The 25,863-nt window shown below is 67.3% G+C and carries 23 protein-coding genes; 5 read left to right on the forward strand and 18 right to left on the reverse strand.

The genetic code is table 11. From position 1 onward, the window contains the following. Window positions 1–84 precede the first annotated feature (84 nt). From rodA to ACYX4P_RS12495, 7 genes are all read right to left on the reverse strand, one after another. Window positions 85–1,239, reverse strand: coding sequence for a rod shape-determining protein RodA (rodA, locus tag ACYX4P_RS12465; protein ID WP_476069700.1), 1,155 nt, complete (start codon window positions 1,237–1,239; stop codon window positions 85–87). Next, on the reverse strand, window positions 1,236–3,266 hold the full coding sequence (mrdA, locus tag ACYX4P_RS12470; RefSeq protein WP_248116797.1) for a penicillin-binding protein 2: 2,031 nt from the start codon (window positions 3,264–3,266) through the stop codon (window positions 1,236–1,238). Before mrdA ends, rodA begins: the two co-directional genes overlap by 4 nt. Further along, complete coding sequence (locus ACYX4P_RS12475) at window positions 3,263–3,781, reverse strand: hypothetical protein (RefSeq protein WP_292074633.1); 519 nt, start codon at window positions 3,779–3,781, stop codon at window positions 3,263–3,265. The genes mrdA and ACYX4P_RS12475 overlap by 4 nt, the downstream gene beginning before the upstream one ends. After that, a complete protein-coding gene (gene mreC, locus ACYX4P_RS12480) occupies window positions 3,778–4,950 on the reverse strand; it encodes a rod shape-determining protein MreC (RefSeq protein ID WP_248116801.1) in 1,173 nt (390 codons plus the stop codon). Before mreC ends, ACYX4P_RS12475 begins: the two co-directional genes overlap by 4 nt. 161 nt (window positions 4,951–5,111) lie before the next feature. Further along, window positions 5,112–6,152: a rod shape-determining protein gene (locus tag ACYX4P_RS12485; RefSeq protein WP_017504801.1), complete on the reverse strand. Its 1,041-nt coding sequence runs from the start codon at window positions 6,150–6,152 to the stop codon at window positions 5,112–5,114. Window positions 6,153–6,404: 252 nt separating this feature from the next. Next, window positions 6,405–7,022 carry a glutathione S-transferase family protein gene (locus ACYX4P_RS12490; RefSeq protein WP_248116803.1) on the reverse strand — a complete coding sequence of 206 codons (618 nt, stop codon included), beginning with the start codon at window positions 7,020–7,022 and terminating at the stop codon, window positions 6,405–6,407. 5 nt (window positions 7,023–7,027) lie between these two features. After that, on the reverse strand, window positions 7,028–7,741 hold the full coding sequence (locus ACYX4P_RS12495; RefSeq protein WP_248116805.1) for a TVP38/TMEM64 family protein: 714 nt from the start codon (window positions 7,739–7,741) through the stop codon (window positions 7,028–7,030). Window positions 7,742–7,863: 122 nt separating this feature from the next. On the opposite strand from ACYX4P_RS12495, the gene ACYX4P_RS12500 reads away from it, so the two are divergent. Then, entirely contained in the window at window positions 7,864–9,069 is a 1,206-nt protein-coding gene (locus ACYX4P_RS12500; protein WP_248116807.1) for a pyridoxal phosphate-dependent aminotransferase, read from the forward strand. Window positions 9,070–9,078: 9 nt separating this feature from the next. On the opposite strand, the gene ACYX4P_RS12505 is transcribed toward ACYX4P_RS12500, so the two are convergent. From ACYX4P_RS12505 to serS, 9 genes are all read right to left on the reverse strand, one after another. Continuing rightward, window positions 9,079–10,758 (reverse strand): ATP-binding protein, encoded by a 1,680-nt coding sequence (locus ACYX4P_RS12505; protein WP_312572977.1) that lies wholly within the window; start codon window positions 10,756–10,758, stop codon window positions 9,079–9,081. A 34-nt stretch (window positions 10,759–10,792) separates the two neighbouring features. Further along, the gene (gene secF / locus ACYX4P_RS12510; RefSeq protein WP_248116811.1) at window positions 10,793–11,779 is read right to left on the reverse strand and encodes a protein translocase subunit SecF; all 987 of its coding nucleotides are present in this window, start codon (window positions 11,777–11,779) and stop codon (window positions 10,793–10,795) included. A gap of 5 nt (window positions 11,780–11,784) precedes the next feature. Next, complete coding sequence (secD, locus tag ACYX4P_RS12515; RefSeq protein ID WP_248116813.1) at window positions 11,785–13,377, reverse strand: protein translocase subunit SecD; 1,593 nt, start codon at window positions 13,375–13,377, stop codon at window positions 11,785–11,787. 34 nt (window positions 13,378–13,411) lie between these two features. Then, the gene (gene yajC, locus ACYX4P_RS12520) at window positions 13,412–13,729 is read right to left on the reverse strand and encodes a preprotein translocase subunit YajC (protein WP_248116815.1); all 318 of its coding nucleotides are present in this window, start codon (window positions 13,727–13,729) and stop codon (window positions 13,412–13,414) included. A gap of 104 nt (window positions 13,730–13,833) precedes the next feature. Further along, on the reverse strand, window positions 13,834–14,943 hold the full coding sequence (locus ACYX4P_RS12525) for a peptidoglycan DD-metalloendopeptidase family protein (RefSeq protein ID WP_248116817.1): 1,110 nt from the start codon (window positions 14,941–14,943) through the stop codon (window positions 13,834–13,836). 104 nt (window positions 14,944–15,047) lie between these two features. After that, window positions 15,048–15,446 carry an OmpA family protein gene (locus ACYX4P_RS12530; protein WP_248116819.1) on the reverse strand — a complete coding sequence of 133 codons (399 nt, stop codon included), beginning with the start codon at window positions 15,444–15,446 and terminating at the stop codon, window positions 15,048–15,050. 37 nt (window positions 15,447–15,483) lie between these two features. Continuing rightward, entirely contained in the window at window positions 15,484–16,128 is a 645-nt protein-coding gene (locus tag ACYX4P_RS12535; RefSeq protein ID WP_248116821.1) for a protein-L-isoaspartate(D-aspartate) O-methyltransferase, read from the reverse strand. Beyond that, entirely contained in the window at window positions 16,125–16,919 is a 795-nt protein-coding gene (gene surE / locus ACYX4P_RS12540; RefSeq protein ID WP_248116823.1) for a 5'/3'-nucleotidase SurE, read from the reverse strand. Before surE ends, ACYX4P_RS12535 begins: the two co-directional genes overlap by 4 nt. A gap of 138 nt (window positions 16,920–17,057) precedes the next feature. After that, window positions 17,058–18,452, reverse strand: coding sequence for a serine--tRNA ligase (gene serS, locus ACYX4P_RS12545; RefSeq protein WP_248116825.1), 1,395 nt, complete (start codon window positions 18,450–18,452; stop codon window positions 17,058–17,060). A gap of 112 nt (window positions 18,453–18,564) precedes the next feature. Between serS and ACYX4P_RS12550 the strand changes: the two genes are divergently transcribed. Then, a complete protein-coding gene (locus ACYX4P_RS12550) occupies window positions 18,565–20,319 on the forward strand; it encodes a patatin-like phospholipase family protein (protein WP_292046105.1) in 1,755 nt (584 codons plus the stop codon). Here ACYX4P_RS12550 and ACYX4P_RS12555 read toward each other — a convergent pair. Both ACYX4P_RS12555 and ACYX4P_RS12560 read right to left on the reverse strand, forming a co-directional pair. Then, window positions 20,316–22,121 (reverse strand): aminopeptidase P family protein, encoded by a 1,806-nt coding sequence (locus tag ACYX4P_RS12555; protein WP_292046162.1) that lies wholly within the window; start codon window positions 22,119–22,121, stop codon window positions 20,316–20,318. The genes ACYX4P_RS12550 and ACYX4P_RS12555 overlap by 4 nt on opposite strands. A 10-nt stretch (window positions 22,122–22,131) precedes the next feature. After that, window positions 22,132–22,995, reverse strand: coding sequence for a 50S ribosomal protein L11 methyltransferase (locus ACYX4P_RS12560; RefSeq protein ID WP_476069710.1), 864 nt, complete (start codon window positions 22,993–22,995; stop codon window positions 22,132–22,134). Between the two features lie 94 nt (window positions 22,996–23,089). Here ACYX4P_RS12560 and ACYX4P_RS12565 point away from each other — a divergent pair, with 94 nt between their 5' ends. The 3 genes from ACYX4P_RS12565 to ACYX4P_RS12575 all read left to right on the forward strand — a co-directional run bounded on the left by ACYX4P_RS12565 (window position 23,090) and on the right by ACYX4P_RS12575 (window position 25,822). Next, complete coding sequence (locus ACYX4P_RS12565) at window positions 23,090–23,764, forward strand: hypothetical protein (protein WP_248116834.1); 675 nt, start codon at window positions 23,090–23,092, stop codon at window positions 23,762–23,764. Window positions 23,765–23,877: 113 nt separating this feature from the next. Then, a complete protein-coding gene (locus ACYX4P_RS12570) occupies window positions 23,878–24,060 on the forward strand; it encodes a DUF3606 domain-containing protein (RefSeq protein ID WP_047413801.1) in 183 nt (60 codons plus the stop codon). 217 nt (window positions 24,061–24,277) lie between these two features. After that, the gene (locus ACYX4P_RS12575) at window positions 24,278–25,822 is read left to right on the forward strand and encodes a DEAD/DEAH box helicase (protein WP_248116836.1); all 1,545 of its coding nucleotides are present in this window, start codon (window positions 24,278–24,280) and stop codon (window positions 25,820–25,822) included. Window positions 25,823–25,863 lie beyond the last annotated feature (41 nt).

A 25,863-nucleotide genomic window follows, 5' to 3' on the forward strand; every position in this document is an offset into this window, starting at 1 on the left:
GTTTCGGCGAGAGCCTGATTCTGGGTTCAGTCGGAACTGCAAGGCGGTTCCGTCTAAAACGACCATTCTCTGGCTGACATAACGTCAGATCAGCCCATGCCCCTTGGGCAGTTCGGCATAGCGGTGGACGCCCGTGGCCATGACCAGCCCAAAGCCGATCATCACCGTCAGCATCACCGTGCCGCCATAGGACAACAGCGGCATCGGCACCCCGACGACAGGCGCCAGCCCCATCACCATCGCCCCGTTGATCAACACATACAGGGCGAAGGTCGCCGTAACCCCCGACGCCGCCAATCGTCCAAAGTGACTGTGCGACAGCGACGCGATCCTAAGCGAGATCAGGATGATGGCGGCATAGCAGGCCAATAGGGTGAAGGTGCCCACGAAGCCGAACTCCTCGGCGAAGGCGGCGAAGATGAAGTCGGTCTGGCGTTCGGGCAGGAACTCCAACTGGCTCTGGCTGCCCAGACCGAAGCCGCGCCCCAGCGGCCCGCCCGACCCCATGGCGATCTTTGACTGCACGATCTGATAGCCCTTGTCCGCCATATCGGCCTCGGGGCTCAGGAAGGTCAGCACGCGGTGGCGCTGATAGTCGTGCATCCCGAACATGACATAGGGCGGAACCAGCACCGCCGCCGCTACGATCAGCGGCACGATGATCCGCCAGCTCAGTCCCGCCACGAACATCATCGCCGCCCCCGTCAGGCCGATCAGCATGGCCGAGCCCAGGTCCGGCTGGTGCGCGACCAGAAGGAACGGCAGGCCGATGATCCCGACCGGGAAGATCAGCTTCCAGTGGAAGCTGGCCTCCTTGGCCGAGGCGCCGTGATACCAGCGGGCCAAGGCCAGAACGACGCCGATCTTCATGATCTCCGACGGTTGGATGCGGGTGAAACCCAGATCCAGCCAGCGCGTCGCCCCCAACGCATGATACCCCAGCGGCGTCTCCACCAGCGCCAGCAGAACCAGCGCCAGCCCATAGATCGGATAGGCCAGGGCGAACCAGTAGCGGATGGTGATCAACGACAGCGCCAGCATCAGCGCCAGGCACATGCCGAAGCGGATCAGGTGTTTGGCCGCCCACGGCGACCACGATCCGCCCGCCACCGAATACAGCATCAGGGCGCCGGTGCCGGCGACCACGCACAGCAGCGCCGTCAGCCGCCAATCGATCTGACCCAGCTTGGTCGAGACGCGCTCGCGCTCGCCGGGTCGCGACAGGGCCGAGGCGGTCAACGGCCCGGCTCGGACAGATAGGGGCGCGGGCCGCTGGTCGCGCCGGGGGTCGTGCGCGTCGGCTCAGGGGCGGCGACCACGTCCGGCTCGGGCGCCGCGCCCACCACCCCGTCCTCGACGATGGCGTCGCCGGTCGGCTCGGGCGGCAGGGGCCGTTCGATGCGGGCGCGCATGTCCGGGTCCTTCAGCAGGACCGTGCGCATCACCTCGCGCGCGCGCGGCGCGCCGGCCGTGGCCCCGCCCTTGCCCCCGTGTTCGACGATGACCGCCACCGCATAGCGCGGCGCATCCACCGGGGCGAAGGCGACGAACAGATTGTGGTCCTTCAGCGCCCAGATGTCGCTCTTGCGCGAGCCGGTGCCATAGTTGCGCACCTGGGCCGTGCCGGTCTTTCCGGCCATCTGGATATCGCCCAGGCCCAGCTGACTCTGGCGATAGGCGGTGCCGGATCGGTCGTTCGCCACCGCGATCATGCCCTGGCGCACATATTCGATATGTTCGGGCTTGAACGGCAGGTCGGGCGCCTCGGCGCCGCTGGGCTGTTCCACCCCGCCGATGGACTTGATCAGACGCGGCTGCAACGCCTTCTTGCCGTTGGCCAGACGCGAGGTCATGACCGCCAGTTGCAGGGCGTTGACGGTGATCGCCCCCTGGCCGATGGCGACAGAGGTCGTCTCGCCGGGGTGCCAGACCGGATCGCGCGGGAAGGTCCGCGCCTTCCATTCGGTCGAGGGCAGCAGCCCCTTCTTCTGATTGTCCACCCCGATGTCGAAGGTGTGTTCGAACCCGACCGCCAGCGCCGCCTTGCGGATATTATCCACGCCCGCCCGGTTGCACATGGCGTAGAAATAGACGTCGCAAGAGTTCTTGATGGCGTTGTGCATGTTCTGCACGCCGTGGCGGCCCCAGCAGCGCTGCACCCGGTTGCCGGTGCGATAGGCGCCGGTGCAGACCACGGTGATGTTGGGATCGACCCCGGCTTCGAGCAGGGCCAGCGCCGTTGTCGGCTTGAACGTCGATCCGGGCGGGAAGGTGCCGTTGATCGTCTTGTCCAGCAGCGGCTTGCGCTCATAGTCGGCCAGGGCGCGATAGGTCTTGGTCGGCACCCCGCCGACGAACAGGTTCGGATCGAACGACGGCGCCGACATCATGCACAGGATGTCGCCGTTGCGCACGTCCATCACGACGCAAGCGCCTGATTCGTCGCCGAACACCTCCAGCGCCCGGTTCTGCACGTCGGCGTCCAGCGTCAGCACGACTTCCTTGCCGGGGACGGCCGGGCGCGATCCGCCGATGTCCTCGGCGACCACGCGCCCGCGCGCATCGACCTCGACCCGGTTGCCGCCCGGTTCGCCGCGCAGCGACAGGTCCAGCGCCTTTTCTACGCCTTGGCGCCCGATGCGGAAGCTGGGGTTGAACAGCAGCGGCGGCGGCTGCTGGCCCTTGTCGCGCAACGCCTTGACGTCGCGGTCCGACACCTTGGCCACATAGCCGACGACGTGAGCGAAGGCCCCGCCGAACGGATAGTAGCGGGCCTCGTTCATATCCACCATCACGCCGGGCAGTTCGTTGGCGTACTGATTGACCTTGGCGAACTCCTCCCAGGTCAGGTCGCTCTTGACCGGCACCGGGTTGAACTTGGACGCCGCATTGACGTCGCGGATGATGGCGCGGCGGCGCTCCAGCGTGTCGGGCAGAACCTGACCCAAGAGGTCCAGCGTCTGGTCCAGATCCTTGGTCTCGTCGCGCACGACCAGCACGCGGAAGCTGGGCCGGTTGCCGGCGATGACGACGCCGTTGCGGTCCTTGATCAGACCGCGCGGCGGCGGGACCATGCGGAAGTTGAACTGGTTTTGGGACGACAGGGTCGCATATTCCTGGGCCTGCACGACCTGCAGTTGGCCCAGCCGGCCGATCAGCGCCGTGATCCCCAGCGCCGTGGCCCCGCCCACGATGAAGGTGCGCCGCAGGAAGGAGCCCTGCCGCTCGTTGACGTCTTCGAAGAAGATGGAGGGTTCGCCGCTCATCGGAACCGAATATCCCCGTCATCGAACCGGTCCAGCATCCAGTTGGCCACTGGATACAGCATCAGCGTCGGCGCGATCTGCGCGATCAGCGGCACGATGGCCGGCGCATTGGCCGCCCGCACCGCCACGATCATATAGGCCAGTCCAAAAGCGCCCAGCGTGCACGCCGCATAGGCGCCGAACCGGATCAGCCCCTCATGCCCCGCCATCAGGCTGCGCGACATCAGGACCGTGAAATAGACCGCCATCAGGCACAGCGCCCACAGCCCCAAGGGCGCGTTCCAGAACAGGTCCAGAAACAGGCCCAGCGCGAACAGCACCGCCGGCGCCGTCATCGACGGCCGGATCAGCGGCCAAGCGAAGGCCAGGATCATCGGCGCGACCGGCTCGGGCAGATGCAGACCGAACACCTGCACCGGAGTCGCCAGAACGACAGTGGCGGCCACGGCGGCCAAGGCCGGATAGACGATCCACTGCAGGGGCCCGACGACACGAACCGCGACCGGCCGTCTCACAGCGCCCCCCCCGGCGCCGGCGCGGGCGCGGGCGTCCCTGCCGGGACAGCGGGGTTGGCGGCCGGCGTCTGCGGCGTTCGTGCAGACGGCCGAGGCGTTGACGGCGCCGTACGGGTCGTGGCGGCCGCAGGCGGAGCGGCCGGAGGGGATTCAGCGACGGCGGCGGCGGCCCTCGCCCGCTCGGCCTGTTGCTGGGCCTGGGCCTGTTGGGCGGCCTGACGACGCGCAGCGGCGTCGCGAATGGCGCTCAGTTCGGCCGCGTTCGGCTCCGGCGCCGTGGTCAGGCCCGCCAGCGGCGGCGCGTTCAACGCCTCGGGGCTGACCAGCTGGCCGAAGCTCTGGAACAGCAGCACCCGCACATAATCCACCGCGCCGTGGTCGCTGAACAGTTTGACGCGCCAGGCGCCGTCCACGCCCTTGGCCGCCACGCCGATCGGCAGGCCGCGCGGCAGGCCGCCGCCGTCGCCCGAACTCAGGATACGGTCGCCTGCCTGCACCGCCCCGGCGCCACGGATGAACTCCAGACGCGGGCTGTCGCCGCCGTCGCCGGTCAACATGGCGCGCGCGTCGGTGCGTTCGATCATGACCGGCGTGCGCGACGCCACGTCGGTCAGCAGAACCATCCGACTGACGCGCGGGGTGACGCCCGTGATCCGTCCGACCAGGCCGTGTTCGCTGATGACCGGATTGCCGATCCGCACGCCCTGGGCCGAACCGACGTCCAGCAGTTTGGCGCGATTGAACGGGCCGCGCGCGTCAGAGATCGCCCGCCCCGTCGCCATGGCCACCGCCGGTTCGACCCGCAGGCCCAGCATGGCTTCGTAGCGGCTGTTGACGTTCTTCAGGGCGATCGCCTGGTCGCGCCATTCACGCAGTTCGGCGTTTTCGGCCTTCAATCGACGGTTCTCGCCGATCGCGAAGAAATAGCCGCCGATATAGTCGCGCACGCCTCCGGCCCAGCGCACGGGCGCCGCCAGAACGCCGCCGACCGGCCCGGCGGCCGTCTCGAACCCGCCGCGCGCCGCGCCAACGCTGGAGCCGCCCTCGGCCGTCGGCCGGTCGCCCAGCAACAACACCACGGCCCCGACGATGGCCACGACTGCGACCACCGCGGCGGTCCAGACCAGCGGCACCTTGATGTTCTCAAAAGGTCCGTCGCGAAACGCCACGGGCGACCTTTCACTCAAAAGGATTGGAATCGGCGGGACGCCACCCGCCGCACGCCCTGCCTATCGCAAAATCAAGGCCGGAATGGAACCGTGATCGTGCAGGTCGGGCAAGGATTTGCGGCCAAGCTTTCACCCGGCCGCCATGGGGTCGAACCGCGAGATCAGAGCGCGGAGTCGAGCACGCCCTTCATCCAGCGCGGATGTTCCAGCACGCGGCCGCAGCCGATGGCCACGCACGACAGCGGATCGTCAGCCACCGAGACCGGCAGGCCGGTATGGTCGCGGATTTCGACATCCAGGCCACGCAGCAGAGCGCCGCCGCCGGTCAGCATAATGCCCTTGTCGGCGATGTCGGCGGCCAGTTCCGGCGGGGTGGCTTCCAGCGCGACCTTCACGGCCTCGATGATCTGCGTCACCGGCTCGGCCAGGGCTTCGGCGGCCTGGCGCTCCGAGATACGGACTTCGCGCGGCACGCCCTGCATCAGGTCGCGGCCCTTGACCTCGATCGACAGGCCTTCGCCGTCGGCCGGGATCCGGGCGGTGCCGATGTCCTTCTTGATGCGTTCGGCGGTCGTTTCGCCGATCAGCAGATTATGGTTGCGACGCATGTAGCTGATGATGCTGTCATCCATCTTGTCGCCGCCGACGCGGACCGAACGCGAATAGACGATGCCCGACAGCGACAGCACGGCGACTTCCGTCGTGCCCCCGCCGATGTCGACGACCATCGAGCCGGTCGGCTCGTGGATGGGCAGGCCGGCGCCGATCGCGGCGGCCATCGGCTCGTCGATCAGGCCCACGCGGCGGGCCGAGGCGTTCAGGCAGCTGTCGTTGATCGCGCGGCGCTCGACCGCCGTGGCGCCCGATGGCACGCAGACGATGATCTTGGGGTTCACGAAACCCTTGCGGTTATGCACCTTGCGGATGAAGTGCTTGATCATCTCTTCGGCGACTTCGAAATCGGCGATGACGCCGTCGCGCATCGGGCGGATGGCTTCCATGTGGCCCGGCGTGCGGCCCAGCATCTGCTTGGCCTCTATCCCTACGGCGTGGACCACCTTGCGGCCGCCAACGTTTCTCAGCGCCACGACGGAAGGCTCGTTCAAGACGATGCCCTTGCCCTTCATGTAGATCAGGGTGTTGGCGGTGCCCAGGTCCATCGCGATGTCATTCGAAATCGCGCCGAAAAGGGAAAAACTCATGGGAATCGATACCGTTGTTAGCTGGCCAGGGCGTCTTCAGTGTTCGCAGTCGACTTGGCGACGCCCCAACTGCCCCGACATCCCCACGCCGGACAGTTCCTGATCTTCGCCACGCCTACCGACGGCGGGTTTGCCTGTAAGAAAACGGGAATACAAGCCCCGATGACAGTCTCGTCATAACAGAAACCCGCAGGGACCTTGCGCGCCAAAGAGCGGCGGACCGCCCTTGCCCCGCTCGCGGTCCCCGGATCGTCAGACGGCGGACAATCCTTCGGCCTCCAGCACCCGCTGCACGGCCGGTCGGGCCTGCATCCGGTCCAGGTGATCGTTCAGCTTGGGGAACCGCGCCAGGTCCAGGAAGCCGGCCTGCCGCCCCCAGCGCGTGAAGACGCTAAGATAACCGTCCGCCACCGTATAGGCGTCGCCCATGACCCACGGCCCCTTGAACAGGGCGTCTTCCGCCAGCCGGTATTTGACCAGGGCGGCCTCCAGCGCCGCTGCCTTGGCTTCGCCCTCCAGCGGCGGCCGCGCGAACAGGGCGCGCGACACCGCCGGATGCAGCGACGCCCCCAAGAAGCCGTTGAAGGATTGCATCTTGCCGAAGTTGAAGCTGGAATTGTTGTCGGCCAGATTCGCCTCGGGATGGGTCTGGGCGACATAGCCCATGATGACCAGGTTCTCGGTCAGCACGCCCTCGTCCGTCACCAGGGCCGGGGTGACGCCCGCCGGATTGATCGCCAGATAATCGGGTGTCTTCTGCTCGCCCTTCTTCAGGTCGATCCTGATCGCCTCATAGTCCGCGCCCGCCTCTTCCAGGGCGATGTGCGAGGCCATGGCGCAGGCGCCGGGCGAATAATAGAGCTTCACCATCGTCTTCAGTCTCCTCTGGCGGCTTCTCGCCGCTTGACCAGTTCCCGCACGACCAGCATCAGCGCCAACCAGGCCAGGGCCACGCCCGCCAGTATGGCCGACGTCCAGATTCCATCGCCGCTGACCGCGGTCATGAAGGACCCGCCGAAGAAGGCCACCAGGGCCGTCTTGGGCAACACGCCCAACGCGCAGCCGGCCAGAAAGCCCATGAACGACGCCCGCGCCGCGCCGAACGCCATGTTCACGACGATGAAGGGCGCCGACGGCACATTGCGTATCATGAAGCTGGCGTAGAAGGCGTTCTTGCCGACAAACCGCGTCAACCGTCCGACCGTCTTGCCGCCGTGCCGTTCCAACAGCCTTGCCGTCGGCCCACGCCCCAGCCAATAGGTCACGCCCGCCGACACCACGGTCGCGATCCAGCTGTAGAGAAAGCCGAACCAGGGTCCGAACGCCACCACGCAGGCGGCGATCAGGATGAACTGCGGCGCGCCGAAGAAGGCTGAGACGGTGAAGACAACGACGGCCGCGACCAAGCCCCATGGCCCATGGCGGAACCCGGCCAGCCAGGCTTCCAACTGCTCCTCGGCGTCCAGACCCAACTGGCTCTTTCCTACCGCGAACAGGGCGATCATGGCGCCCAGCAGCAAGGCCGTCGCCAGCACCGCGCGCCAGCGACGCGCCTCCATGTTCGACAGGAAATCGATGATCCAACGCATCAGACCGGCCGCTTATCACCCGTCGGCTGCATTAGCGAGCGCCAGCGCATTGTCCCAGGCGGCGACGGCGCGTAAACAACCCCGCCTCCCCGGCATGAATCTTTCAAATCGACGGGATTATGATGTCCAGCCTGCAATCTTCCGCCCTCGCCCGCGTCAAGCCTTCGGCCACCATCGCCGTCACCGCGCAGGCCCGGAAGCTTAAAGCAGAAGGCCGCGACGTGATCGGCTTGGGCGCCGGCGAACCCGACTTCGACACGCCCGACAACATCAAACAGGCCGCCATCGACGCCATCAATCGCGGCGAGACCAAATACACCGACGCCGACGGCATGCCCGAGCTGAAGGCCGCCATCGTCGCCAAGTTCAAGCGTGAAAACGGCCTCGATTACACGGCCGCCAACATTCACGTCGCACCGGGCGGCAAGCCGGTCATCTTCAACGCCCTGGTCGCCACCCTGAACCCCGGCGATGAAGTCATCGTGCCTGCCCCCTATTGGGTCAGCTATCCCGACATGGTGCTGCTGGCGGGCGGCGAGCCGGTCATGGTGGTCGGAGAGGAGAAGGACGGCTTCAAGCTGCTGCCCGCCACGCTTGAGGCCGCGATCACGCCTAGGACGCGCTGGCTGATCCTGAACAGCCCGTCCAACCCGACGGGGGCCGCCTATACCCGCGCCGAACTGGAGGCCCTGGCCGAGGTGCTGCGCCGCCACCCCCACGTCTGGGTGCTGACCGACGACATGTATGAGCACCTCGTCTATGGCGACTTCGAATACACCACCATCGCCCAGGTCGCGCCGGACCTGATCGACCGCACACTGACGGTCAACGGCGTGTCAAAGGCCTATGCCATGACGGGCTGGCGCATCGGCTATGCCGGCGGCCCCAAGGGCCTGATCGACCTGATGCGCAAGGTGGCCAGCCAAACCACCTCCAACCCCGCCAGCATCAGCCAGTGGGCGGCGGTCGAAGCTTTGAATGGCCCGCAGGGATTCATCCCTGAGCGCAAGGCCGCCTTCGAGAAGCGCCGCGATCTGGTCGTGTCGATGCTGAACCAGGCAAGCGGCATCACCTGCGCCACGCCTGAAGGCGCCTTCTACGTCTATCCTTCCATCGCGGGCCTGATCGGCAAGACGACGGAGAGCGGCGCGGTGATCGATGGCGACTCGACCTTCGCCGCCGAACTGCTGAACGCCGAGGGCGTGGCCGTGGTCCAGGGCGAGGCCTTCGGCCTCAGTCCCTATTTCCGCATCAGCTACGCCACCTCCGACGCGGTGCTGGAAGAGGCCTGCACCCGCATCCAGCGCTTCACCGCCTCGCTGCGCTAATCCTGGTCGTCAGGCCGTCGCAGGTCCGAAATCGGATGTGCGGCGGCCTGGCCCCTGGCGTGGTCCCTGGCGCAGGGCGGACTGAACCCGGTTGATCAGTTCGCTGCGACGGTAGGGTTTGCCCAGCACGTCCATCGCCTCCGCCTGCGGGCCGTCCAGCGCCATCTGATCGTTGTAGCCCGTCGTCATCAGGATCGCGGCGGCCTCGCTGCGCTCCCTGATCTGGTTTGCGAACACCAGGCCGTTCATGCCGCCCGGCATCACCACGTCGGTGAAGACCAGATCGAACGGGTTGCCTTCCCTCAGGGCCGTCTCGAACAGGGTCAGCCCCTCCTCCCCGCTCAGCGCCACGGCGACCTCATAGCCGGTCTCGACCAAGGTGTCGCGCGCCAGGGAGGCGATCTCGGCGTTGTCGTCCACCACCAGGATGCGCGGCGGGGCGGCGTCGTCGACCGCATCGGGCCGATAGCGCGAGGTCGGCGCCTCGGCCCCATCCTCGTTCGTCACGGCGACGGGGAAGATCAGACGAACGGTCGTGCCGTCGCCCGGCTGGGATTCGATCTCCAGACGACCGCCGGACTGCTGGGCGAACCCATGCGCCATGGCCAGCCCCAGCCCGGTTCCCTGCCCCGTCGGCTTGGTGGTGAAGAAGGGTTCGGTCGCGCGCGCCAGGACATGTTCGGCCATGCCGTCGCCGTCGTCCGCCACGGTCAGCGTCACATAGTCGCCAGGCGTCAGATCGCGCGAGGCCGCATCGCCGTTCAGCGTAAGCGTCTCGGTGCTGACCGTCACCGCGCCGCCGTGACCCGAGGCGTCGCGCGCATTCACCAGCACGTTCAGCAACGCCATCTCCAGATGGACCGGGTCCACCATCACGCGCGGCAGGCGCCGACGCAGGTGCAGCGACAGGTCGATCTTGGACCCCACGGCGCTGTCCAGCAGGTCTGAGATGGAGTTGACCAGTTCGGTCAGATCCACGCCATTGGGTTCCAGCCGACTGCGACGCGCAAAGGCCAGCAGTTGCTGCGTCAGCTTGGCGCCCCGGTCGGCCGCCGTCGAGGCCACGCCGACGAACCGCTTCACCCGCTCCACATCGTCGGGCGCGGCGGCGATCCGCTCCAGACTGCCGCCCACCACCTGCAACAGGTTGTTGAAGTCGTGCGCCAGACCGGCGGTCAACTGGCCGATGGCCTCCATCTTCTGGGCCTGACGCGACACCTGCTCGCTTTCGCGGCGGCGCGTCACATCCAACTGGCTGGCGAAGAAATACAGCAGTTCGCCATGCTCGTCGAAAATCGGCCCCATGAAGACCGCGTTCCAGAACGGGCTGCCGTCCCGGCGATAATTCAGGATCTCGACCGCAATCGCCCGCTTGGCCGCCACCGCGTCGCGAAGCTCGCCAACCGTGTCACGGTCGGTCTGGGCGCCCTGCAGGAAACGGCAGTTGCGCCCGACCACCTCAGCCTCTTCATAGCCCGTCAGGTCCAGCAAGGCGTTATTGGCGAAGGCGATGGGATTGTCGGGCTGACGCGGGTCCGAAATTATCATCGGCATCCGCGTCATCTGGATCGCCGCGAAGAAGACGTCGCCCTGATCGCCGAACCCCGGCTCGGTGATGGTGCTTTGGCGCCAGTGGCTCAGATGCGGCCCCTCGTGCGCGCCCGTCGTGTCCTTGCTTTTGTCGGTCATGATCGGAGCAACGCGATGAGGGGCCGTGGGTTCGTCACGGCCGGCTGGCCATGCCCAGTTTGACCGGCTTGGCGTCGTCGGACGCCCCGCCCCCGCGCCGTACGCCCCACAGCAGGATGATCGGCGCGCCGACGTAGATCGACGAATAGGTGCCGATCACGATGCCGAACATCAGGGCGATGGAGAAGCCGAACAGGGCCTCGCCGCCGAAGATAGCAAGCGCCGCCAGCACCATGACGGCGGTGACGCCGGTGATGATGGTCCGCGACAGGGTTTCGTTCAGCGACAGGTCGATCACGTCGCGCAGCGGCATGGTCTTGTATTTGCGCAGATTCTCGCGAAGGCGGTCGAACACGACGACGGTGTCGTTCATCGAATAGCCGATCACGGTCAGGACGGCGGCGACCATGTTCAGGCTGAACTCCAGCTTGAACAGCACGATCAGGCCGAACGTCAGGATCACGTCGTGCAACAGGCCGACCACGGCGCCGAACCCGAACTGCGGTTCGAACCGGAACCAGATGTAGAGGAACATCAGGCCGATCGCGACGCCCAGGGCCAACAGGCCCGAGGTGAACAACTCGCCCGAAACCTTGGAGCCGACGACGCTGACGCCGGAATAGGCGACCTGGCCCACCGCATTGCTGATGGCGCCTTCGACCTGCTGGACCACCTGCGTCTGGTCGCGGCCTTCCGGCACCTGGAAGCGAAGGATTGCGGTCGATCCGTCATCGGCGTTGGTGTCGCGTCGCGCGATGCCCTGCACCTGCACGTCGCCCAGGTTCAGGCCGTTCACGGCCTCGCGCACACGATCCAGCTGGATTTCCTGGCCGGCGGGCTTGGACACTTCCATCGAGGCGCCGCCCCGGAAGTCGATGCCCATGTTCAGGCCCGGCACGAAACAAGACACGATCGAAGCCACGCACAGCAGGATTGAAACCACGCCGGCCGCGCGGGAATATTTGACGAAATGGAAGTTCGTCGTCTGCGGCAGCAGTTTGATAAGGGGCCATCCACGCATCGACGTCACTCCGCGATCGGCAGTTTTTTGGGCTTGGCCTTCTTGAGCCAGTAGCCGAGCAGGACCTGGGCGACCAGGACCGAGGAGAAGACCGAGGTGAACACGCCGATGGTCAGGGTCCAGGCGAAGCCGCGCACCGGCCCTTCCCCGAACACGAACATGATGCCGGCGGCGACCAGGGTGGTCAGGTTTGCGTCGATGATGGTGCCCATGGCCTTGTTGAAGCCGGCGTCCATCGAGGCGATCACGCTGCGACCCGCGCGGGCCTCGTCGCGCATCCGCTCATAGATCAGCACATTGGCGTCCACGGCCACCGCGAAGGTCAGGATCAGACCCGCGATGCCGGGCAGCGTCAGCGTCGCCTGCGTCAGCGACATGGCCGCCACGATCAGCACGCCGTTCAACACCAGGCCGACCACCGACACGCCGCCGAACAGCAGACCGTAGGCCAGGATCATGAACACCACGATGATGACGAAACCGACCGCCGTGGACAGGGCGCCGGCGGCGACCGCGTCCGCGCCCAGTTCGGCCGTCACGGTGCGGCGCTCCTCCACGTTCAGCGGCGCCGGCAAGGCGCCCCCGTTCAGCAGGTTCACCAGGGTCGAGGCTTCCTGGATCGAGAAGTTGCCGGTGATCTGGCCGGAGCCCGAGGTGATCGCGCTCTGGATCGTCGGGGCCGAAATCACCTTGCCGTCCAGGATGATGGCGAAGGGTTTCTGCAGGTTGGCGGCCGTCGCCTCGCCGAACCGGCGCGCGCCGGCGCCGTCGAAGCGGAAGTCGATGGCCGGACGCCCGCTCTGGTCCGAACCAACGCCCGCGCGGGTCAGGTTCTCGCCCGAAACCAGCACGCGCTTCTTGACCAGATAGGGGGTGCCGTCCTCGCCTTGCAGCAGTTCGGAATCCGGCGGCACGCGGCCGGCCAGGGCGTCGTTCACCGAGTTTTCGACATCCACCATCTGGAAGGTCAGTTGCGCCGTCTGGCCGATGACCTCCTCCAGCTTGGACGGATCGCTCTCGCCCGGCGCCTGGACCACGATCCGGTCGGCGCCCTGGCGGGTGATGGAGGGTTCACGCGTGCCCAGGCTGTCGATCCGGCGGCGCACCACCTCGATCGACTGGTCCACGGCCGTCGCGCCCATGCCGTTCAGTGCGGCGTCGGTATAGGCGAAGCGGACGCGGCCGTCGCCCAGGCGAGTCGCGGCGCGCTCGACCTGACCGCCCGGTCCGGTCTGTCCGCCCAGCTGCTGCAGCGCCTTGAACGCCGCGTCGGTCTGGGCCGGATTGGCCAGGGTGGCGACCACGCCGCCGGCTTCACGCTGGAAGCCGTTGGTGGCGATGCCCGCGCCGCTCAGCGTTACGCGCACGTCCTCGATCAGGTTGGTGACGCGCTTTTCGCGCATCTTCGGCACGTCGACTTCCAGCAGCAGGTACGACCCGCCCTGAAGGTCCAGCCCCAGGTTCAGCGCGTTCCTGGGCAACCAGCCTGGCAGCGCCTCTCGCTGGGCCGGGCTCAACAGGTTGGGATAGGCCAGCAGGCAGCCGATGATCGCCGAAGCGACGACGAGGATGACTTTCCAGCGCGACAGCTGAATCATGAGGGCGGTCTCGGTTCAGCGATACGCGAGCGTATCAGGCCTTGGAATCGTTGGCGGCGATGGCGGTGCGGTTGCGCACCTCGGCGATCATGGACTTGACCACGCGGACGTTGACGCTGGGCGCGATCTCGACGTTGACCTCGGCGTCCTCGACGCGCGTCACCTTGCCGATCATGCCGCTGCCCAGAACGACGGTGTCGCCGCGCTTCACGGCGCCGATGGCGGCGGCGTGTTCCTTGGCGCGCTTCTGCTGCGGACGGATCAGCAGGAAGTAGAACAGGATGAAGATGCCGATGATGGGCGCAAAGCCGATCAGTTGCGCCATCAAGCCGCCGTCAGCTGCTCCGCCCATGGGTAGTCTCCGAATACCAAAAGGGCGGCCCTCGTCGGCGCGCCCATTAAAACGAGGCGCGGAACCTAGTTCTGGTCATTGCAGAATGCAACGCGGCTAAAGCGTCAGCGCGGCAATACGGTCAGGGGATCGACCGCGACGGGGTCGTCGCCACGCATCTGGCGCGTCTCGAAGTGGATAGAGGGGCGCCCGTCGCCAGCCGTCAGGCCCACGGTGCCGACCTGCTGGCCCGCCCGCACGTCGTCGCCATCCTTCACCGTCGCCGAGCCCAGATGGCCATAGACGGTGCGCCAGCCGTTGGCGTGGACGATCAGGACCGTCAGACCCTGACCGACCAGATCGCTGCCGACATAGGCCACACGGCCGGGCGCCGAGGCGCTGACCGCCGCGCCGGCCGAGGCGCCGATGTTGATGCCGTTGTTGCGCTCACCCATGCCGACGGGGCCGAAGCGGCGAACGATGTCGCCCCGCACGGGCCACAGCAGATTCGGCTGGCCGGCAGCGACGGCGCTCTGCGCGCCTGGCGCCTGGGCGGCGCCCGACGAAAACGGCTGCGTCACCGGCCTTGTCTGCACCGGCAGCGCCGCATTGCCCGAGGGCGGCGGCGGCGGCGGCGGGACCACGCCGTTGTTGGGCACCAGAACCCCGACGGGCGAGGCGCCGGTCGCATAGGGATCGCTTCCCGTATCCACCGCCGCTTGCGGCAGGATGATTCGCTGACCCGAAGTGATGGCGCCGCGCGGCCCCAGGCCGTTCAGGTCGATCAGGGTCTGCACCGGGGTCTGGAACCGACGCCCCACGCCCGAGATGGTGTCGCCCGGCTGAATCACATAGGCCGCGCCGGGTCGAACCGGCCCCGACGGCGCAATGGACGGCGCAGGGTATGAAGGCTGAGAGGCGGCCGGCGTAGAGGTCGGCTGGCCGTGCGTCACCGTGACCGGCGGCGGAAGGGCCCCGCCCTCCACCTGACCAACGGGCGCCGTCGCTGGCGGCGGCGATTCATAGGGCGCAGGACGTGCGGGCTGACCCTGCGCCACGCCCGGATAAGCCGACTGCCCGGCCCCTGCGGGCGGATAGGCCCCGCGATCCGGCGCCGGCGCGGGCGCCGCATGGGTGGAGTACCTCGGTTCGGACGGATAGGTCATGCAGGCCGCCGCGCTCAGCGAAGCTCCCGCGATCAACGCCGCTCTCATCCAGCCCGAAATCACCGCCACCGGCCGCTCCTCGCATGGTTAAACTCGCCCGCCCGGTGTGCCCGCTCGCGCCCCTTAAGCCAACCCCGCAATCGTCGCGGAATTGGGGCGTGAAGGTTAATGCGCTACAAGTTCACATCCACGGTGACACGCCGGTTGAGCGGCTCGCGCACATCTCGGTCGGTCGGCTTGGCCAGCGCGCGCGTTCCATAAGGTCGAATCTCAATTCGAGCAGGCTCCAATCCGAGCCGGACCAGCTCCGTCGCCATAGACTGAGCGCGTCTCGCGGAAAGCTCGTCGCTAAACGCCTGCCCCTCTGCTGTGTCCATGTGAGCAGCGATCACCACACGATAGCTGTCAGGTCCATAACGCTGGACGTAGCCGGCTACCTCCCTGGCCGTTTCATATCCCTTGGGCGAGAGATCGGCCTTTCCATAGGGAAAATAGTCCAGGAACGGGTGCGCCATCGCCGGTGACGACAAGGCGATGCTCGACGATGCGAGGACTGCCAGCGGCCATTTCATGTCCGCAAGGTTCGCCCGAAAGAGCCTTAGAGACAAGTCACCCTTCCTTCGCCGTTCCCTCGACCAGCGGCACGAACCGCACTTCGGTCAGGCTTTCGCGGCGGAAGGAGCCGTCGCCCTGGCCGACGTAGCGATGCAGCATCTGCACCGAGGTCCGGCCCACCGGCGCGACCAGCACGCCGTTCGGCTTCAGCTGTTTCAGCAGTTCGGTGGGCTCGGTCGGCGAGGCGGCCGTGACCATGATCCGGTCGAACGGCGCCTGTTCGGCCCAGCCCAGGCCGCCGTCGCCATGTTTGGTGATGACGTTTTCGATGTCCAGCGCGCGCAGCCGCGCTTCGGCCTCGACCAGCAGGCTGCGGTATCGCTCGACGGAATAGACATAGCGCGCCAGGCGGCTGAGGACCGCGCACTGGTATCCGCTGCCGGTTCCGATCTCCAGCACCCGGTGCCGGGCCTGGACCTCCAGCGCCTGGGTCATCAGGCCGACGATATAGGGCTGGCTGATCGTCTGGGCGCAGTCGATGGGCAGGGCCTGGTCCTCCCAGGCCTGATCCAGGAACTTCTCGTGCACGAAGACCGCCCGGTCGATGCTCTCCATCGCCTTCAGCACGCGCGGGTCCGTCACACCCTGCTGACGCAGCGACAGGATCAGCCGGCCGGCGCGGTCGTCGTGCAGGTTCATGCGGCGGCGGGCGCCGTCTTGGGCGGCGCCCCGCCCAGCACCTTCTTCAGGTCATAGACGCTGGACATATGCGTCAGGTCGATATGCAGCGGCGTGACCGATATCCGCCCCTCGTCGATGGCGCGCAGGTCCGTGCCCTCGGCGTGTTCGCGCTTTTCGCCGCGGAAGCTCATCCAGTAATAGTCGCGTCCGCGCAGATCGGTGCGGCGCACGGCGTGCATCTCGCCCACGTCGCGGAACCCTTGCGTCGTCACCTCGACCTGATCCACATCCTCGGGTCGGCGGTTGGGGAAGTTCAGGTTCATCACCACGCCCGGCGCCCATTTCTGCGCCAGCAACCGGCCGATGATGGCGGGCGCAAAGGCTTCCGCCGTCTCCCAATGCGCTACCACCTCGTCGTGGAACCGCTCCAGGCTCTGGCTCAGAGCGATGGAGCGGATACCGAAGGCCATCCCCTGCAGCGCGCCGGCCACCGTGCCGGAGTAGCTGACGTCCTCGCCGATATTGTGCCCGCGATTGACGCCCGACAGCACCAGATCGGGCTTCTCCGGCATCAGGTCGTTGACCGCCAGCACGACGCAGTCGGTCGGCGTCCCGGTCACGGCGAACCGCTTTTCGCCCGGGTTCAGCACGCGCAGCGGCTCGGTCAGGGTGATCCCCCGCCCCTTGCCCGACTGTTCAACGGCGGGCGCGCACACCCAGACATCGTCGCTGATCGTCCGCGCGATCCGCTCCAGACAGGCCAGACCCTCGGCCTCGATCCCGTCGTCGTTGGTCAGAAGAATTCGCACTCTAAACTCCGCTCATCCCCGCGAAGGCGGGGACCCCGTTCTGTCGCTCGGCAGTGCGTTGGATCGAAGGCGCGCGAACATCATCCGCCCCTCGCCCAAAGCACTGGGTCTCGGCTTTCGCCGGGATGAGCGGAAAGATCATTGACCGCCGCCAACGAACTGAAGACCGCCCATATAGGGCTGCAGCACCGCCGGCACCGCGATCCGCCCGTCGTCCTGCTGATAGTTCTCCATGATCGCCACCAGCGTCCGGCCGACCGCCAGGCCCGAGCCGTTCAACGTATGGACGAACTCGGTCTTCTTCTCGCCGGCCCGCTTGAACCGCGCGTCCATGCGTCGCGCCTGGAAGTCGCCGCAGTTCGAGCAGCTGCTGATCTCGCGATAGGTCCCCTGGCTGGGCAGCCAGACCTCCAGATCGAAGGTCTTCTGCGCCGAAAAGCCCATGTCGCCCTTGCACAGCAGCATCCGCCGGAACGGCAGCTCCAGCGCCTTCAGCACGGCTTCCGCGCACTGCGTCATCCGCTCATGCTCGGCGTTGGAGTCCTCCGGCCGCGTGATCGACACCATCTCGACCTTCGAGAACTGGTGCTGACGGATCAGCCCGCGCGTATCGCGCCCCGCCGACCCCGCCTCGGCCCGGAAGCACGGCGTCAGCGCCGTCATCCGCATCGGCGTCGCCAACTCGTCCTCGGACAGGATGGTCTCGCGCACCAGATTGGTCAGGGAGACTTCGGCGGTGGGGATGAGCCAATGGTGCGTGCGATTTGCCAATTGCTCAATCATCGCCGCACTGAATTCGGCGTCGGTCTTACCTTCGGCAGATAACCCTTTTTGCCAAATTGCCGGATCAATCACAGTGGATGCGTTGAAAAGGTCTTCGGCAAACTTCGGCAGTTGCCCAGTCCCAAACATCGCATCGTCACGCACCAGCAGCGGCGGGTTCACTTCCAGATAGCCGTGCTGATCCGTCTGCAGGTCCAGCATGAACTGGCCCACGGCCCGTTCCAGCCGCGCCAGCTGCCCCTTCAGCACCGCGAACCGCGCGCCCGACATCTTGGCCGCCGCCTCGAAGTCCAGCATCCCCAGGGCCTCGCCCAAGTCGGCGTGATCCTTGGCCGGACCGGTGCGACGCGGTTCGCCCCAGGTCGAGACCTCAACATTGCCCGCCTCGTCCTCACCGTCCGGCACATCCTCGGCCGCCAGGTTCTTCTGCGCCGCCAGCAGGTCGCGCAGTTCCTTGCCGACGCGCGCCTCGACCTCGGCCGCCGCCGCGATATCGCCCTTCAGCGCCTCGACCTCGGCCTTCAGCCGATCCGCCTCGGCCATGTCCTTGCGCCCCATGGCGGCGCCGATCAGCTTGGAGGCAGCGTTGCGCTTAGCCAGGGCGTCCTGCCCCGTCGTCTGGGCGTTACGCAGTTCGCCGTCCAGCCGCAGGATGTCGGCCGTCAGCCCGTCGGCCTCGTCCACCCCGCGCGACGACCAGCCCGCCACGTAAACCTGGGGGTTCTCGCGAATGGCTTTGATGTCGTGCATGGTCTGAAACTTCGGTCAGGCGGGAGAAGCCGAACGCTCTACCCGCCCGCGCCGTCACGGGCAACGCGGAAGCCAATGCACCCGGCGCAGAATCAAGCCTACAACCCCTGACATGGCCACGGTTCGTCCCGATACGCTGGCGGCGTCGCTCGCGCGCATTTTCGAAGGTCGAATGATCTACCGGGCCAGCTGGTTCGCCCTGACCGGCGGAGAGCCGCTGTTTGCTCAGGGCGATCCGGCCGACACCCTGTATCTGCTGCGCTCGGGCCGCCTGGGCGTCTTCAAGCTGGAGCCGGACCAGCCCGCCCAGTTGCTGGGCGTGGTCAAGGCGGGCGAGCCGGTGGGCGAGATGGCCATGCTGGCCGGCACGCCCCACACCGCCACCGTCGTCGCCCTGCGCGACAGCGAGATCCTGGCCCTGCCGCGCGAAGCCTTCTTCGAGGCGGCCCGCACCGAACCCGACCTGATGGTCGAGCTGTCGCGCCTGATGATCCACCGCGCCCGCGAACGCACCGCCGGCGCATCAGAGCCCAGCGTCTTCGGCTTCGTTTCGGCCCGCCCCCGCCCCATCCGCGCCTTCGTCGAACGGATCGGCGCGGCCATCCAGGCCATGGGCTTCACCTGTCAGGTCATCGACCAGTCGGCCCTGGCCTCGGCGTCCGAATGGTTCAGCCGGGTCGAGGGAGAACACGACTACGTCCTTTATGTCGCCGAACAGGATCAGCCCGGCTGGGCCAATCTGTGCGCCCGTCAGGTGGACCGCATGTTCATCGTCGGCAGCGGGCTTCTGGCCCCGCCGTCTTCCGTGCCGCGCCGTCATGGTTTCGGCGACGGCCGCCGCCTGACCGATCTGATCCTTCTGCGCGATCCGCGCATGCATCACCCGGCCAACACCCGCGTCTGGCTGGACGCGCTTCAGCCCGACCGCTGGTTCCACTGTGTCGAAGGGCTGGCGACCGACGCCGAGCGGATCGCCCGCGTCGTCACCGGCACGGCGGTCGGTCTGGTGCTGTCGGGCGGCGGCGCGCGCGCCTATTGCCACATAGGCGCGGTCAAGGCCTTGCAGGACGCCAGGGTCCCCATCGACTTCGCCGGCGGCGCCTCCATGGGCGCCGTGGTCGCGGCCGGCCCGGCCCTGGGCTGGGATCATGAACGGTTGGATTTCGAGATCCGCCGCGCCTTCGTGGAATCCGACCCCCTGTCCGATCTCGCCGTGCCGATCATCGCCATGTCCCGCGCCCGCAAGGTCGCGGGCCTGTTGCAGCGCGCCTATGGCGACATCGACCTGGCGGACCTGGCCCTGCCCTTCTTCGCGGTGTCGTCCAACCTGACCTCGGGCCGGATCGAGGTGCATCGCACCGGCCTGATGCGCCGGGCCATGCGCGCCTCCATCGCCATTCCCGGCGTCCTGCCGCCCGTCGTCATCGACGGTCAGGTGCTGGTGGACGGCGCCGTGCTTAAGAACTTTCCCACCAGCGTCATGCGCCAGCTGAACAGCGGCCCCATCGTCGGCGTGGACATGTCCCAAACGCGGGGCGTCGATCCGCAGGCGCTTGAGAACCCGCCGTCCTGGTGGAAATGGATCCTGTCGGGCGCCTGGAAGAGCGGGCCGCCCATCGTCTCCATCCTGATGCGCTCGGCGACCATCACCACCGACACCGAAATGGCGCAGGCCCGCGCCGACGCCGACGTCCTGGTCCTGCCCCAGGTCGCCGGCGCCGACATCCGCGACTGGAAGACCTACGACGCCCCGGTCGCCACCGGCTATTCGGCGATGAACGCAGCGCTCGACGCTCTACCCTGTCCCGTCTCGCAGATCAGGCATTGTCCCAAGGACGCTCTCCTGTCGGACGAAACGGAGGTCTAAAGCGGCGCGCAGGCCGCCTTCAGCCAATCGCCCGCCGCGCCGTCCACCAGCGGCCCGACCTTGGCCATGGTCTCGGCGTGATAGGCGTCGACATAGGCCCGTTCGTCCTGGGTCAGCATCTCGACGGCGATCAGCCGGCGGTCGATAGGCGCGAAGGTCAGCTGTTCGAACCCGTGCATCGGCCGCTCGCCGCCCTCGGGGACCACGGCCGGCGTCACCACCTGCAGGGTCTCGATACGGATGCCCCAGTGGCCTTCGCGGTAGTAGCCCGGCTCGTTGGACAGGATCATCCCTTCCAGCAGCGGCTGGCTGGTGCCCCATTTGGCGATCCGCTGCGGCCCCTCGTGGACGCCCAGATAACTGCCGACGCCGTGGCCCGTGCCGTGATCGTAATCCAGCCCCGCCGCCCACATCGGCGCCCGCGCGATGGCGTCCAGCGCCATGCCGCTGGTCCCGGCGGGGAAACGGATCGTGGCCATGGCGATATGGGACTTCAGGACCAGGGTGAACTTGCGCTTCTGATCCTCGGTCGGCTCGCCGATGGCCATGGTGCGGGTCACGTCGGTCGTGCCGTCCAGATATTGGCCGCCGCCGTCCACCAGCAGCAGCGAGCCCTTCTCCACCTTTCGGATCGTGGCGCCGACCGGCTTGTAGTGCGGCAGCGCCCCGTTCGGCCCGGCCCCGGCGATGGTGTCGAAGCTGAGGTCCTTCAGCGCGCCGGTCTCTTCGCGGAACCGCTCCAGCGTTTCGACCACCTCGCGCTCGTTCGGCAGGGTCTCCTGTGCAACCGTATCCACCCAATGCAGGAACCGGCTCAGCGCCGCCCCGTCGCGGATATGGGCCCGGCGGCTGCCCTCGATCTCGACCGCGTTCTTGGCGGCGCGCGGCACGGCGCATGGGTCCATCGCCCGCACCACCGTCGCCCCCGCCGCGTCCAGCCGGTCGAAATACCAGGCCGAGGACAGGGCGGGGTCGATCATCACCCTGCGCCCGGCCAGACCGTCCAGGGCCTCGCCCAACCGCTCCGGCGCCTCCAGCTGAACGGCGTCGCCCAGCCAGGCCGGCAGGGCGTTCGTCACCTTGGCCGGATCCAGGAACAGCCTGGCCCGACCATCCGCCTCGACCACGGCCTGGCCGATGGGCAGGGGCGAGCGGATCACGTCCCCGCCCCGCACATTGAACAGCCAGGCGATGGACATGGGCGCGGTCAGCACCACGGCGTCCGCGCCTGCCTCCGCCACCGCCTTGCCGATCCGCGCCCGCTTGGACGCGTGGTTCTCTCCTGAATAGACATCCTCGTGCGAAACGACCGGCGCCGTCGGCTGGGCCGGGCGATCCGCCCCCCAGGCCAGGTCCAGCGGATTGGCGTCCACCGCCCGCAACTCGGCCCCCGCCTTCTTCGCCGCCGCCTTGAAGGCGACCAGAGCGTCGGGGCTGTGCAGACGCGGATCATAGCCGATCACCGCCCCCCTGGCCGCCGTTTCCAGATAGGCGGCGACCTCGGTCAGCTCTCGCCGTTCGAACAGGGCCGGATCGGTCTGGGCCTTCACCTGCACCGTATAGCGGCCGTCGGTGAACATGCTGGCCCGATCCTGGAACACCACCGCCGCCCCGGCCGAGCCGGTGAAGCCGGTCGCCCAGGCCAGACGCTCGTTCGCGTCCGGCAGATACTCGTTCTGATGCTCGTCCTCGTGCGGGATCAGAAAGCCGTCCAACCCCTGCTTGGCCATCTCGGCGCGCAGCAGCGGCAGGTGTTTGGCCCCAAAGGACGGATCGGTCGTTTCGTCAAAGGTCTGGCGCATCATCTTTCCCTCAGGCCTTGCGTAGCTGCAGGGCGCTCCAGGCGTCGTGGTGGATGGTCTGTTCGACTGTGAAGCCCAGCGGCAGATAAGCCTCCAGCACCCGCTCCTCCTGCGTCCGCAACAGGCCCGACAGGATGGCGACCCCGCCCGACTTCAGGGCCGCGCCGATCTCGGGCGCCAGATGAACCAGCGGCGCGGCTAGGATGTTGGCGAACACCAGATCATAGGGCGCGTGCCGGGCGATGCGCGGATCGCTCAGACCGTCGGCGAAATAGAAGTCGCACTTGGCGTCGTTGATCTCGGCGTTCTCATTGGCGATGCGGGCCGAAGGTTCGTCGATGTCGGTGCCGACAGCGATGGGCGTGCCCGTCTTGGCCGCAGCAATGGCCAGGACCCCCGTGCCGCAGCCGACGTCCAGCACCTCGTCGAAGGTCTCGGTCTCCAACAGTTTGTCGAACGCCTCCAGACAGCCGACCGTCGTGCCGTGGTGGCCCGTGCCGAAGGCGGCGCCCGCGTCGATCTTCAGGTTCACACGGCCTTCCGGCACCTTGCCCTGATCGTGCGCGCCATAGACGAAGAACCGCCCGGCCTCGACCGGCGGCAGGCCCGACAGCGACATGGCGAGCCAGTCGGCGTCGGCCAGTTTCTCGACCTCCACCGTCACCGCATGGTCGGCCAGAACCGCCTTCAGCCCCTCCACCTCGTCGTCGGTCGTGGGAAAGGCGTCGATGCGCCAGATCCCGCGATCCTCGTCCTCTTCCAGGATGGAATAGGTCGCGCCCTCCAGCCGGGGATCGAGGTCGATGGCGGCGGCGGCGGCCTCGGCGGCGGCTCGGGGGCCGCGGGCGATTATCTGAAGAGCGGACTCGGACATTTCTCAAACACCGGTATCATGGCGAATCATTGCGGCCCGGCGCTGTGCTGGCCCGTTTGTCGCGTTCGTCTAAACCGAGGGGTCGGGGAAATACATGGCCAAAGCACCATCCGCGTCTAAACCTGCCGCCGAAAAGCCGGCGACCGCCAAACCGGCGGCCAAGAAAGCCGCCGCTCCGAAAGCCGTGAAGCCCGCAGAACCGGCCAAGGCTGCGCCCAAGACCGCAGCCGCCAAGGCCCCGAACGTCAAGGCTCCGACCGCGAAGGCTGCACCCGCCAAGACCGCTGCGCCAAAGACTGCAGCCCCCAAGGCGGCTGCACCGAAGGCCGCCACGCCTGCCGCGACCAAGGCGGCCGCACCCGCTAAGAAGGCTGCGCCCGCCAAGGCCGCAACGCCCAAACCCGCCGCCAAGGCGCCTGCGGCGAAGTCGGCCGCTGCAAAGCCGGCCGCCAAGACTGCGCCCAAGGCCGCCGCGAAACCTGCGGCGAAGACCACCGCACCCAAGGCTGCCGCTCCGAAGACCGCCTCGCCGAAGGCCGCTGTAGCGCCCAAGGCCGAAACCAAGGCTCCGGTCGCCGCCGCGCCGCCCGCTCCGGCTCCCGCGCCCGATCCGAAGCCCGTCGAAACGCCCAAGCCGACCGAAGCCGCCAAACCCGCAGAGGCGGCGAAGCCCGCTCCGGCTGCCACGCCGAAGGCGGAAGCGCCCAGGGCGGAAGAGAGCAAGGGCTTCTTCGCCAAGCTGGGCGACATGATCTTCGGCAAACGCTGATTTCGGACATCCCGCCAACCGGATCGCCGGACGGAGCCACCGTCCGGCGATTTGCGTTTAAGCTCACGCCCAGGCGCTAGTGCGCCGCACCGAAGTTGAGATGGAGATCGCCCGTGGCGGGACTGAAGGACAAACGCGGCTTCATCGACAAGGACCGGCTGGACCTGTCCGAACGTCAGGCGGTCGAATACTGGATGAAACGCTGGGGCGTGACGCGCGATCAGATCACAGCCGCCCACCGCAAAGTCGGCCGCATGACCAAGGATATCGCCGCCGAACTAGGCAAGAAGCGCTGATCCAAGCTGCCGATCACTCCAAGGATATCGATCGGACCCAGCCCGCCCTACCCCTGCTGGGCCGCGCGCAAAAACCATGAATACTTGACTTTGGCGCAGGGGCTTCTATATGCCCCCCAGCCTCGGGACAGGTCTGCGATACGCGCCGCCCGCTCGCCCAAAGAGGGGCGGTTCCGTCGCTGCTATGCACGCAGACGCTTTATCTTCCCTAGGATTCATGACCGAATTTTCCCAACTGGGCCTTTCGCCCACGACCCTGAAGGCCGTCGCAGAGACGGGCTACACGACCGCCACCCCCATTCAAGAACAGGCCATTCCGGTCGCCTTGGCCGGACGCGATGTTCTGGGCATCGCCCAGACCGGCACAGGCAAGACCGCCGCCTTCACCCTGCCCCTCGTCGAGCGGCTGGCGACGGGCCGCGCCCGCGCCCGGATGCCCCGCGCCATCGTCCTGGCCCCCACCCGCGAACTGGCCGACCAGGTCGCCGAGAGCTTCGCCAAATACGCCAAGGGCACCAAGCTTAGCTGGGTGCTGCTGATCGGCGGCGTTTCCATGGGCGACCAGGTCGCGGCGCTGAACAAGGGTGTCGATGTGCTGATCGCCACGCCCGGCCGCCTGCTGGACCTGTTCGAGCGCGGCAAGATGCTGCTGACAGGTGTCGAGATCATGGTCGTCGATGAAGCCGACCGCATGCTCGACATGGGCTTCATCCCCGACATCGAGCGCATTTTCAAACTGACGCCGCCGCGTCGCCAGACCCTGTTCTTCTCGGCGACCATGCCGCCCGAGATCACCCGCCTGACGACCGCCTTCCTCAAGGATCCGACCCGGATCGAGGCCTCGCGTCCGGCGATGACGGCCGACACCATCACCCAGTATCTGGTCCGCATCCCGACCAGCGACCCCAAGGCCAAGCGCACTGCTCTGCGCGTCCTGATCGAACGATCCGACGTCAAGAACGGCATCGTCTTCTGCAACCGCAAGTCCGAAGTCGATATCGTCGCCAAGTCCTTGCAGAAGCACGGTTTCGACGCCGCCGCCATCCACGGGGACCTGGATCAGGCCCACCGGATGAAGACTCTAGCCGACTTCCGCGCCGGCAATTTGAAAATCCTGGTCGCCTCCGACGTCGCCGCGCGCGGTCTGGACATCCCGGACGTCAGTCACGTCTTCAACTACGACGTCTCGCACCACGCCGACGACTATGTTCACCGCATCGGCCGCACCGGTCGCGCGGGTCGCCTGGGCCAAGCCTTCATGATCGTGACCCCGTCCGACGACAAGTCGCTGGATAAGGTGCTGAAGCTGATCAAGAAGGACCCGGAAGAACTGGTCTTGGACGACATCGACTTCGCCGCCATCAAGGATGGTCCGCGCCGTGACGACAAGCGCGGCGGTCGTGAACGGTCCGGCGAACGTGGGCGTGGACGCGCGCGGGGCGCCGAAACCCCGATCGTCGAACCGACCGAAGTCGCCGTCGCCGCCGACGCTCAGGACGCCGAACCCACGCGCAGCCGCAGCCGCCGCAAGGCGCGCCCCGACGCCAAGGTCGAGGTGGAAGCCCCATTGGCCATGGTCGAGGCCTCAGCCCCGGTCGAGACGCCGCGCGCCGCACGCGCCGACCGCGAACCTCAGCTGCTTCAGTCCGACCGTCGCGGCGACCGCAAGCCTGTCCGCGAGGACAACGGGCGTCAGGGCGTGCGGGGTTTCGGCGACGACATACCGGCTTTCCTGCGCCGCTCTGTGGTTGTCCGCGCCTGATTTGACGACAAGAAACGGCGTGCAGAAAATCCGCGCCGTTT

The organism is Brevundimonas sp. ABV4_179 (genome assembly GCF_056311945.1).